Origin of the sequence: Streptomyces phytophilus (assembly GCF_013870535.1) — a bacterium.
GTDB lineage: Bacteria > Actinomycetota > Actinomycetes > Streptomycetales > Streptomycetaceae > Streptomyces > Streptomyces phytophilus.
Map to the genome: position 1 here is coordinate 1 of NZ_JACBXC010000101.1, position 10,272 is coordinate 10,272.

The following is a 10,272-nucleotide window of genomic DNA, read 5'->3' on the forward strand; positions in this document are numbered from 1 at the left end:
GCCTCGGTCGCCGCCGCGCGGCAGCGCGCCCAGGCGTCCGGCCAGGCCGTGCCGGGCTTGAGGATGAGGGTCACGAGGCTGCCTCCGCTCGTCGGGGGCGGATCTCGCGCAGCTCGCCGCCGCGCGTGTAGAGGAAGCCGCGCACCACGTCCCTGTGGGGCAGCCGGGGGCTCGCCGCGAGCCGTTCGAGGCAGCGCACGAGGTCGGCGGCCGGGTCGTCGAGCGCCGCGCAGTCCTCGTGGTGCACGAGCACGACCTCGCGCGTGCCGCCGCGCAGTTGGCTCAGCCGCAGCGAGTCGAGCGCGTCGGGGGTGACGCAGCCGCCCGCGTTGCGGATGACGTGGGCGTCGCCCGGCCGCAGCGCGAACATGGCCTCCACGCCCAGCCGGGCGTCCATGCAGGCGAGTACGGCGACCCCGCTGGCCGGCGACCTGGCGCCCGGATCGAGCGGTACGCGGGCCGCCGCGCCCCGCCGCCGGGCGAGCAGGTCCTCGGTGCCGGTCATCCCAGGGCCTCGCGGGCCAGCCGGGCCGTCTCCGACGGGGTGGTGCCGACCCGTACGCCCGCGGCCTCCAGCGCCTCCTTCTTCGCCAGGGCCGTGCCCGTCGACCCGGACACGATGGCGCCGGCGTGGCCCATCGTCCTGCCCTCCGGGGCGGTGAACCCGGCGACGTAGCCGACGACCGGCTTCGTCACGCCGGCCTTGACGAAGTCCGCGGCCCGCTCCTCGGCGTCGCCGCCGATCTCGCCGATCATCACGACGAGTTCGGTCGCCGGGTCGGCCTCGAAGGCGCGCAGGCAGTCGATGTGGGTGGTGCCGACGACCGGGTCGCCGCCGATGCCGACGCAGGTGGAGAAGCCGAGGTCGCGCAGCTCGTACATCAGCTGGTACGTGAGCGTGCCGGACTTCGACACCAGCCCGATGCGGCCGGGCCCCGTGATGTCGGCGGGGATGATGCCCGCGTTGGACAGGCCGGGGGAGATCAGCCCCGGGCAGTTGGGGCCGACGAGCCGGACGCCCGCGGCCTCGGCGCGGGCGCGGAAGGCGACGGTGTCGTGGACGGGGACGCCCTCGGTGATGACGACGACCAGCCCGAGCCCGGCGTCGACCGCCTCGTCGACGGCGGCCCGGACGTACGGCGGCGGTACGAAGACGACGGAGACGTCCGCGCCGGTGGCGGCGACGGCCTCCTTGACGGTGCCGTGGACCGGGACCTCCCGGCCGTCGAACGCCACGCTCGTGCCCGCCTTGCGCGGGTTGACGCCGCCGACGACGGCGGTGCCGGACGCCAGCATCCGCCGGGTGTGCCTGCGGCCCTCGGCACCGGTCATGCCCTGGACGACGACCCTGCTCGCCGCGCTGAGGAAGACTGCCATGCGGATCAGCTCCTTGCCGGTACGGAGGCGGCCCGCGCGGCGGCGCCGTCCATCGTGTCCACTTGGGTGACCAGGGGGTGTCCGGCGGCGGCGAGGATCTCCCGGCCGCGCTCGGCGCTGTTGCCGTCCAGCCGGACCACCAGCGGGCGGGTCAGCTCGATGCGCTCCAGCGCGCGCACGATGCCGTCGGCGACCGCGTCGCAGGCGGTGATGCCGCCGAAGACGTTGACGAAGACGGACGCCACGTCCGGGTCGGCGAGGATCACGCCGAGGCCGTCGGCCATGACGTCCGCGGAGGCGCCGCCGCCGATGTCGAGGAAGTTGGCGGGCGCGGCCCCGTTCCCCGCGACCACGTCGAGGGTCGACATGACGAGCCCCGCGCCGTTGCCGACGATGCCCACCCGGCCGTCGAGCTTGACGTAGTTGAGCCCCTTCGCACGCGCGGCGGCCTCCAGCGAACCGGCCTCCTCCGGTTCGTCGTACGCCGCGTGCTCCGGGTGCCGGAAGCGGGCGCTGTCGTCCAGCGTCACCTTGCCGTCCAGCGCCAGGACGGCGCCGTCGGCGGTCGTGACCAGCGGGTTGACCTCGACCAGCAGCGCGTCCTCGGCCGTGCACACCTCCCAGAGCGCCACCAGCACGGGCACGGCTGCCGCGGGCAGCCCGCCGGCGGCGGCGATCCGCCGCGCCACGGCCCCGGTGACGCCCTCCTCCGGGTCCACCGGGATCCGGGCCAGGGCCTCGGGCCGAGCCGCCGCGACCTCCTCGACGTCCATGCCGCCCTCGGCCGAGGCCATCGCCAGGAACGTGCCGGCGGCGCGGTCCAGCAGGTACGCGACGTAGAACTCCCGGGCGACGTCCGCGGTCTTCGCGACCATCACCCTGCGCACCCGGTGGCCCTTGATGTCCATGCCGAGGACGTCCCGTGCCGCGGCCTCGGCCGCCGCGGGATCCGCGGCGAGCCGCACCCCGCCCGCCTTGCCCCTGCCGCCCGTCTTCACCTGGGCCTTGACCACCGTCGCGCCCCCCAGCACCCGGGCCGCCGCCCGGACGCCGGCCGGGTCGGAGGCCACCGCCGCGTCGGGCACGGGGACGCCGTGCCGGCGGAACAACTCCCGCGCCTGGTACTCGAACAGATCCATCTCAAGGGCACCTTCCCTTGGTCGCGTCCGACTTGGAGATTTCCGGTGCACGCCCCCTGGACATCGACTCACCGATGCGGGATAACCGTCTGCATACAGTATTCGTGTCCTGTATGCAATGTACAGAGTGACAGCGAACGCACCGGTGAAGGGACTGAACTCCCCATGTCCGACGGCACATCCGGCACCCCCGGCACCCCCGGAGACCCCGACCACATCTCCGGCGGCCACCTCGTGGCCAAGGCGCTCAAGTCAGAGGGCGTCGAGGTCATCTACACGCTCTGCGGCGGCCACATCATCGACATCTACGACGGCTGCGTCGACGAGGGCATCGAGGTCGTCGACGTACGGCACGAACAGGTGGCCGCCCACGCCGCCGACGGGTACGCCCGGCTCACCGGCAGGCCGGGCTGCGCGGTCGTCACGGCGGGCCCCGGCACCACAGACGCGGTCACCGGCGTGGCCAACGCCCTGCGCGCCGAGAGCCCCATGCTGCTCATCGGCGGCCAAGGGGCCCTGACCCAGCACAAGATGGGCTCGCTGCAGGACCTCCCGCACGTGGACATGATGGCGCCGATCACCAAGTTCGCCGCCACCGTCCCGCACACCGCGCGCGTCGCGGACATGGTCTCCATGGCCTTCCGGGAGTGCTACCACGGCGCCCCCGGGCCCGCCTTCCTGGAGATCCCGCGCGACGTGCTCGACGCCAAGGTCCCCGCGGACACCGCCCGGATCCCCCGCGCCGGCCACTACCGCGCCTCCACCCGCAGCGCCGGCGACCCCGCCGCCGTCGAGAAGCTCGCCGACCTCCTCGTGCACGCCGAGAAGCCGGCCGTGCTGCTCGGCAGCCAGGTCTGGACGACCCGCGGCACCGCCGCCGCCGTCGACTTCGTACGCGCCCTCAACGTGCCCGCGTACATGAACGGCGCCGGCCGCGGCACCCTGCCGCCCGGCGACCCGCACCACTTCCAGCTCTCCCGCCGCTACGCCTTCACCGAGGCCGACCTCATCGTCATCGTCGGCACGCCCTTCGACTTCCGGATGGGCTACGGCCGGCGGCTCTCGCCGACCGCGACCGTCGTGCAGATCGACCTCGACTACCGCACCGTCGGCAAGAACCGCGACATCGACCTCGGCATCGTCGGCGACGCCGGCCTCGTCCTCGCCGCCACCGCGCAGGCCGCGTCCGGCCGCCTCAACGGCGGCGCCGCCAAGCGCAAGGAGTGGCTGGAGGAGCTGCGCGCCGTCGAGGAGAAGGCGCGCGCCAAGCGGCTGCCGCAGCTCACCTCGGACGCCTCGCCCATCCACCCGTACCGGCTGGTCAGCGAGATCAACGACTTCCTCACCGAGGACTCCATCTACATCGGCGACGGCGGCGACATCGTCACCTTCTCCGGCCAGGTCGTCCAGCCCCGCAGCCCCGGCCACTGGATGGACCCCGGGCCGCTGGGCACCCTCGGCGTCGGCGTGCCCTTCGTGCTCGCCGCCAAGCAGGCCAGGCCCGACAAGGAGGTCGTCACCCTCTTCGGCGACGGCGCCTTCTCGCTCACCGGCTGGGACTTCGAGACCCTCGTCCGCTACGACCTGCCGTTCGTCGGCATCGTCGGCAACAACTCCTCGATGAACCAGATCCGCTACGGCCAGGCGGCCAAGTACGGCGTCGAGCGCGAGCGGGTCGGCAACACCCTCGGCGACGTCCCGTACGACGAGTTCGCCCGCATGCTCGGCGGCCACGGCGAAGAGGTCCGCGACCCGGCCGAGATCGGCCCCGCGCTGCGCCGCGCCCGCGAGTCCGGCAAGCCGTCGCTCGTCAACGTCTGGGTCGACCCGGACGCGTACGCCCCCGGAACCATGAACCAGACCATGTACAAGTGAGGTGACCCCATGACGAAGGCCCTCCAGGGCGTCCGCGTCCTCGACATGACCCACGTCCAGTCCGGGCCCTCCGCCACCCAGTTGCTCGCCTGGCTCGGCGCCGACGTGATCAAGCTGGAGGCGCCCGCGGGCGACATCACCCGCAGGCAGCTGCGCGACCTCCCGGACGTCGATAGCCTCTACTTCACGATGCTCAACGGCAACAAGCGCAGCATCACCCTCAACACCAAGACCCCGCGCGGCAAGGAGCTGCTGACCGAGCTGCTGCGCCGCAGCGACGTCCTCGTGGAGAACTTCGGCCCCGGCGCCGTCGACCGCATGGGCTTCACCTGGGAGCGGATCCAGGAGATCAACCCGCGCCTCGTCTACGCCTCCATCAAGGGCTTCGGCGAGGGCCCGTACACCGCCTTCAAGGCGTACGAGGTCGTCGCCCAGGCCATGGGCGGCTCCATGGCCACCACCGGCTTCGAGGAGGGCCCGCCACTGGCCACCGGCGCGCAGATCGGCGACTCCGGCACCGGCGTGCACACCGTCGCCGGCATCCTCGCCGCGCTCTACCAGCGCACCAGCACCGGCCGCGGCCAGCGCGTCAACGTCGCCATGCAGCACGCCGTGCTCAACCTCTGCCGGGTCAAGCTCCGCGACCAGCAGCGCCTGGCGCACGGCCCGCTCGCCGAGTATCCCAACGAGGACTTCGGCGACGAGGTCCCGCGCTCCGGCAACGCCTCCGGCGGCGGCCAGCCGGGCTGGGCCGTGCGCTGCGCGCCCGGCGGTCCCAACGACTACGTGTACGTCATCGTCCAGCCCGTCGGCTGGCAGCCGCTCACCGAGCTGATCGGCCGCCCCGAGCTGTCCGGCGACCCCGAGTGGGCCACGCCGGAGGCGCGGCTGCCGAAGCTCGGCAAGATGTTCCAGCTCATCGAGGAGTGGTCGAGCACCCTGCCCAAGTGGGAGGTGCTGGAGAAGCTCAACGCGCACAACATCCCCTGCGGCCCCATCCTCTCCACCAAGGAGATCATCGAGGACGCCAGCCTCAGGGACAACGGCATCGTCGTCGAGGTCGAGCACCCCGAGCGCGGCACGTACGTCACCGTCGGCAGCCCGCTGCGGCTCTCCGACTCACCCGCGGCCATCCGCCGCTCCCCGCTCCTCGGCGAGCACAACCACGACATCTACGGCAGCGAACTGGGCCTGACCGCCGAGGACATGGCCGGCCTGAAGACGGACGGAGTGATCTGAGAGATGGACGGGGCCAAGGACACCGCCGCGGTCCGCGAGCTGCTCGCGGAGGTGCGCGCCGAGGGCCGCACCGCGCTCACCGCCCCCGAGGCGAAGCGGGTCGCGGACGCGTACGGCATCGCCGTGCCCGGCGAGGGGCTTGCCGGGGACGTGGAGGAGGCCGTGGCGCTGGCCGCCGGCTTCGACGGGCCGGTCGTGCTGAAGATCGTCTCGCCCGACATCGTGCACAAGACCGACGCCGGGGGAGTGGAGGTCGGCCTCGCCGACGCCCCGGCCGTGCGCGCGGCGTTCCGGCGGATCGTCGCCAACGCCCGCGCGTACGACCCGGCCGCCCGGATCGACGGCGTGCAGGTCCAGCAGCAGCTGCCGGCGGGCCGCGAGGTCATCGTCGGGGCCGTCACCGACCCCACGTTCGGCAAGGTCGTCGCGTTCGGCCTCGGCGGGGTGCTCGTCGAGGTGCTGAAGGACGTCACCTTCCGGCTCGCGCCGGTGACCGCCGACGAGGCCGCGGGCATGCTCGACTCCATCCGCGCCGCCGAGGTGCTGCGCGGGGTGCGCGGCGAGCCGGGCGTCGACAGGCGGGCGGTGGCCGACCAGATCCGCCGGGTCTCCGCACTCGCCGCGGACTTCCCCGAGATCGCCGAGGTCGACCTCAACCCCGTGATCGCCACGCCCGACGGCGCGCTCGCCGCCGACGTGCGGATCCTGCTCGGCGAGGGGGAGCCCGAGGCGCGTCCGAAGTTCGGCCGCGAGGAGATCCTGACGGCGATGAACCGGCTGATGAAGCCGCGCTCGGTGGCCGTCATCGGCGCCTCGAACGAGACCGGCAAGATCGGCAACTCGGTGATGCGCAACCTCGTCGACGGCGGCTTCCCCGGCGACATCCACCCCGTCAACCCGAAGGCCGACGACATCCTGGGGCGCAAGGCGTACCGGACCATCGCCGACGTGCCCGGCGAGGTCGACGTCGCCGTCTTCGCCATCCCCGCGGCGTACGTCCCGGCCGCCCTGGAGGAGGTGGGCCGCAAGGGCGTCCCCAACGCCGTGCTCATCCCCTCCGGCTTCGCCGAGACCGGCGAGCACGAACTCCAGCGCCGGGTCACGGACATCGCCGCCGAACACGGCGTCCGCGTCCTCGGCCCCAACATCTACGGCTACTACTCCACCTGGCAGGACCTCTGCGCCACCTTCTGCACGCCGTACGACGTGAAGGGCGGCGTGGCGCTGACCTCCCAGTCCGGCGGCATCGGCATGGCCATCCTCGGCTTCGCCAGGACGACGAGGACCGGCGTCTCCGCGATCGTCGGCCTCGGCAACAAGTCCGACGTGGACGAGGACGACCTCCTCACCTACTTCGGCGAGGACGACAACACCACCTGCATCGCGATGCACCTGGAGGACCTCAAGGACGGCCGCGCCTTCGTCGAGGCCGCCCGCGCCACCGTGCCGAAGAAGCCCGTCGTCGTCCTCAAGGCCGGCCGCACCAGCGCCGGCGCGAAGGCCGCGGGCTCCCACACCGGGGCGCTCGCGGGCGACGACGCGGTCTACGACGACGTGCTCCGCCAGGCCGGCGTGATCCGCGCGCCGGGGCTGAACGACATGCTGGAGTACGCCCGCGCGCTGCCCGTGCTGCCCACGCCGCAGGGCGACGACATCGTCGTCATCACCGGCGCCGGCGGCTCCGGGGTGCTGCTCTCCGACGCCGTCGTCGACAACGGGCTGCGGCTGATGGAGATCCCGGCCGACCTGGACGAGGCGTTCATGCGGTTCATCCCGCCGTTCGGCGCGGCGGGCAATCCGATCGACATCACCGGCGGCGAGCCGCCGGCCACGTACGAGGCGACGATCCGGCTCGGCCTGACCGACCCGCGCATCCACGCGCTGGTCCTCGGCTACTGGCACACGATCGTCACCCCGCCCATGGTCTTCGCCGAACTCGCCGCCCGCGTGGTGGCCGAGGAGCGGGCCAGGGGCAACGTCAAGCCTGTCGTGGCGTCCCTCGCGGGCGACACGGAGGTCGAGGAGGCGAGCGCGTACCTCTTCGAGCGCGGTGTCGTCGCGTACCCGTACACGACCGAGAAGCCGGTCGCCGTACTGGGCGCGAAGTACCGCTGGGCGAGAGCGGCGGGGCTGCTCGCCTGACCCACCCGCACCACCGCAGAGATCAGGACAGGGGGCGCTGACCGGAATCTCGATACAAGGGGTGCAACCCATGACGACAACCGAAGACCGGTCGGTCCTCCCCTACCGGGAGGTGACCGACAGAAACGGCAGGACCTATCGGATAGGCGAGTCCGACGTCGACATCATGGGCCGCAAGCGGAAGTGGATGGTGATCCTTCCGTGGGTGGGCATGATGGGCATCAGCTCGGCGGAGTACGCGTTCGCCTCCGCCGAGGACACGCTCCACACCGCGCACAACTGGGCCAGCGGGCACATCTTCTGGATGATGACCGTCTGGGTGTTCTTCCAGGCCGCGGTCGCCTTCCCGGCCGGGAAGCTGCGCGAGACGGGCCGGCTGCCGGCCCGCTTCGCGATGATGCTGGGCGCGACCGGCACGCTGCTGGGCTATCTGTCACTGGCGTACGCGCCGCACGTCGTGGTCGCGTACATCGGCTTCAGCATGTTCAGCGGCATGGGCGCCGGCATGGTGTACGCGACCTGCGTCAACATGGTCGGCAAGTGGTACCCGGAGCGTAAGGGCGGCAAGACCGGCTTCGTCAACGGCGGTTTCGCCTACGGCTCGGTGCCGTTCGTGTTCCTCTTCACCGGCTACATGGACCTGACCAACTTCCGCTGGGTGCTGGTCTCGGTGGGGCTCTTCCTCGCGCTGATGGTGGGCACGGCCGGGTTCTTCTTCAAGGACCCGCCGAAGAACTGGTGGCCCGCCGACGTCGACCCGCTCAACCCGCCGAAGGACCCGCGCGCGGCCCGCTCGCTGAAGATGAACCCGCCCGCGGTCAAGCAGTACACCCCGCGGGAGGCGTGGCAGACGGGCCGGGTGTCGCTGATGTGGTTCTGCCTGGCGTGTACGTCGGGCGTGAACATCTTCGGCATCGCCTTCCAGGTGGACATCGGCGAGGACGCCGGCTTCGCCGGCGGGGTCGTGGCCACCGCCATGTCGCTGAAAGCCGTGGTCAACGGCACCGGCCGGGGTGTCATCGGCTGGCTGTCCGACCTCTACGGCCGCAAGCGCTGCCTGATCGTGGTGTGCATCGTGCTCGGCCTGTCCCAGTACGGCATCCTGTGGTCGGCCGACATGAAGAACCTGCCTCTGTTCCTGATCTTCTCCTCGATCTCCGGGTTCGGCGGCGGCGCGATCTTCCCGATGTTCGCGGCGCTGACCGCGGACTACTTCGGCGAGAACAACAACGCCTCCAACTACGGCATGGTCTACAGCGCCAAGCTCGTCTCCGGTCTGGGCGCGGGCATGGGCTCCGTGGTCGTCGGCGCCTGGGGGCACTCCGGCGCCTTCCTCCTGGCGGGTTCCATCTCGCTCTTCGCCGGCTTCATGGCGCTGTTCCTGACCCCACCGGGCCGGCCGCGGCTGAAGGACATCAAGCCCAACCCGCGGCCGATCAGCAGAGAGACGGACTAGATCCGGGTCCCGGACCCCGACCCGCGGTTCCGCCTCCGGCGGGGCGGAACCCGCAAGTGAGGCCCCGGCCGACCGCTACCCGGCCGGGGCCTGGGGCCGTTCCTCGTGCTGGCGCTGGTGGTACGAGCGGCGGGTGTGCTCGGTGTGCGCGCGCATGACCTCCTGGGCGCGGGCCTCGTCGCGGTCGTGCACGGCGGCGATCAGCTCGCGGTGCTCGATCCAGGACTGGATGCCGCGCTGCCGGGCCACCGGTGTGTAGTACCAGCGGACGCGGCGCCCGACCTGGGCGGCCAGTTCGGCCAGCACGGCGTTCCCGGCCAGCTCCATGACGTACGCGTGGAAGGCGAGGTTCGCGGCGACGACGGACTCCAGGTCGTCGGCCTCGACGGCGCGCTCGCCGGTCGCGCACAGCTCCTCCAGGCGGGCGATGCCCTGGCCGGAGGCGTTGGCGGCGGCGAGCCTGGCGGCCTCGGTCTCCAGCAGCGCGCGGACGACGAGGAGCTGATCGGCCTCGGCGTCGGTCGGCTCGTGCACGAACGCGCCCTGGGCGGGGCGCAGATCGACCCAGCCCTCGGTGTTGAGCCGCTGCAGCGCCTCGCGCACGGGCTGGCGGGAGACGCCGAGGTGGCCGGCCAGCTCGGTCTCGACCAGGTGCTGTCCCGGCGGGAGGGTGCGCGTGATGATCAGCTCCAGGAGGGCCTCGTACACCCGCTCGCGCAGCGGGCCGGGCCGCTCCAGCCGCGGCATCGCCCCCTGGGGCAGTCCCTGGGACAGCATCGGTCTCCCCACCCTCTGTCGCCCGCCGGGTGCCATCCGAAAGGCGAATTGGCTTTTGTCTACAGTCTACCGAGAGCGGGTGGGGACGATGAGTGCCACCCGTGGTGAGGAAGTTCACACCATTTCTGGCGCCGGATCAGCGGGGCAGCCGCAGCAACTCCACTTCCACCTCCGCCTCCACGTCCGCCTCCGCCGCGGCGCCCGGCGGCAGCACCGCCACGGCGTCCGCCGCCGCGGCGCCCCAGAGCAGCCCGGGGCGGTCGTGGC

The 10,272-nt window shown here is 72.4% G+C and carries 8 protein-coding genes; 4 read left to right on the plus strand and 4 right to left on the minus strand.

The genetic code is table 11. From position 1 onward, the window contains the following. Positions 1–70: 70 nt before the first annotated feature. The 3 genes from H5J30_RS08425 to sucC are packed head-to-tail and all read right to left on the minus strand — an operon-like array spanning position 71 to position 2,516. Positions 71–505, minus strand: coding sequence for a carbonic anhydrase (locus H5J30_RS08425; protein ID WP_181786568.1), 435 nt, complete (start codon positions 503–505; stop codon positions 71–73). After that, positions 502–1,377, minus strand: coding sequence for a succinate--CoA ligase subunit alpha (sucD, locus tag H5J30_RS08430; protein ID WP_181786570.1), 876 nt, complete (start codon positions 1,375–1,377; stop codon positions 502–504). The genes H5J30_RS08425 and sucD overlap by 4 nt, the downstream gene beginning before the upstream one ends. A 5-nt stretch (positions 1,378–1,382) precedes the next feature. Then, a complete protein-coding gene (sucC, locus tag H5J30_RS08435; protein ID WP_181786571.1) occupies positions 1,383–2,516 on the minus strand; it encodes an ADP-forming succinate--CoA ligase subunit beta in 1,134 nt (377 codons plus the stop codon). 165 nt (positions 2,517–2,681) lie between these two features. Between sucC and H5J30_RS08440 the strand changes: the two genes are divergently transcribed. The 4 genes from H5J30_RS08440 (at position 2,682) to H5J30_RS08455 (ending at position 9,228) form a co-directional block, all read left to right on the plus strand. Next, positions 2,682–4,391, plus strand: coding sequence for a thiamine pyrophosphate-binding protein (locus H5J30_RS08440; RefSeq protein WP_181786573.1), 1,710 nt, complete (start codon positions 2,682–2,684; stop codon positions 4,389–4,391). A gap of 9 nt (positions 4,392–4,400) precedes the next feature. Then, complete coding sequence (gene frc, locus H5J30_RS08445; RefSeq protein ID WP_181786575.1) at positions 4,401–5,630, plus strand: formyl-CoA transferase; 1,230 nt, start codon at positions 4,401–4,403, stop codon at positions 5,628–5,630. A 3-nt stretch (positions 5,631–5,633) separates the two neighbouring features. Further along, positions 5,634–7,772: an acetate--CoA ligase family protein gene (locus H5J30_RS08450; RefSeq protein WP_181786577.1), complete on the plus strand. Its 2,139-nt coding sequence runs from the start codon at positions 5,634–5,636 to the stop codon at positions 7,770–7,772. A gap of 70 nt (positions 7,773–7,842) precedes the next feature. Next, positions 7,843–9,228 (plus strand): OFA family MFS transporter, encoded by a 1,386-nt coding sequence (locus H5J30_RS08455; RefSeq protein WP_181786579.1) that lies wholly within the window; start codon positions 7,843–7,845, stop codon positions 9,226–9,228. 75 nt (positions 9,229–9,303) lie between these two features. Here the strand turns inward: H5J30_RS08455 and H5J30_RS08460 are convergent, their stop codons facing one another. Next, entirely contained in the window at positions 9,304–10,005 is a 702-nt protein-coding gene (locus tag H5J30_RS08460; RefSeq protein ID WP_181786581.1) for a GntR family transcriptional regulator, read from the minus strand. Positions 10,006–10,272 lie beyond the last annotated feature (267 nt).